Genomic DNA, 1,079 nt, shown 5'->3' on the forward strand with positions numbered 1-1,079 from the left:
ATTAGACCGTCTTCAAAGCCCAGCCCAATCAATACTTCTTGAATCGCTTTGATGGTGCCTGATGAGCCGAGTGCAATATCCCAACCTTTCTTGCGGTATTTGGTCGCGATGGACTCTAGCTTTTGTTCGGCAGCGAGCATGGCTTTGCTGAAGTTTTTGCTCGATAACTTGCCATTTTTGAAGTACTGCTGTGTAAAGCTGACGCAGCCCATCTGTTTGCTATTAAGCAGTTCTGGTTCGAACTCTTGTCCGATGATCATCTCGGTGCTGCCACCGCCAATATCGACCACCAGTTTAGAATTAGATTCCACTTGAGTGTGTGCGACACCCAAGTAAATTAGGCGCGCTTCTTCCTCTCCCGGAATAATCTCTATCGGGAACGGCATGACTGCTTTTGCTCGTTGGATAAACAAATGCGCGTTTTTCGCTCTTCTTAGCGTGTGTGTAGCAGCAATGCGCACATTGGATTCATCAAAGCCTTGCAGCCTCTCTGCGAACATCGCAAGACACTCCAACGCTCGCTCCATGGAGGCGTGACTTAAATTCAATTCACTGTCTAGGCCAGAGGCTAAACGATCCCTCTGTTTATGGCGACTGATGAGCTGTAGGTCGCTGCCGACCACTTTCGCCACCACCATGTGGAAGCTATTAGAGCCGAGATCGATCGCGGCAATATAGCGTTCATCTTGTTCAAGTATCTGAGACATCTGACTTTTGTCTTCTTGTTTGCTTTTCTATATTTTTAAGATAGTCGTAGATGGCAACTTGTGAGCGAACTTTTTTACGGTTTCCGCGCGGTACATAGCTATTGCTCATCTCTTTGTCTATCAAACGTGCCTTTACTGTATCGGTAAAGTGGATGTTAGTTATATCAATAATTCTCTGTTTCAACCGTGGATCACGAACAGGAGCGGCAACTTCGATACGATGATCGATGTTTCGTGTCATCCAATCGGCAGATGAAATGTAGACTTGAGGATCCCCATCATTGTGCGTGATCACTACGCGTGGGTGTTCCAAAAAGCGATCAACGATACTGATGATTCGAATGTTTTCGCTGACGCCTTCAATTCCAGGAA

Annotated in this window: 2 pseudogenes; both read right to left on the minus strand. The window is 46.3% G+C overall.

Annotated elements, in window-relative coordinates:
* Positions 1-707: pseudogene (locus R7Z50_RS24770) on the minus strand (exopolyphosphatase); the annotation flags it as partial.
* Positions 691-1,079 (minus strand): annotated as a pseudogene (locus R7Z50_RS24775) (RNA degradosome polyphosphate kinase); the annotation flags it as partial. The pseudogenes R7Z50_RS24770 and R7Z50_RS24775, both read right to left, overlap by 17 nt.

The organism is Vibrio sp. 1249-1 (assembly GCF_033340495.1).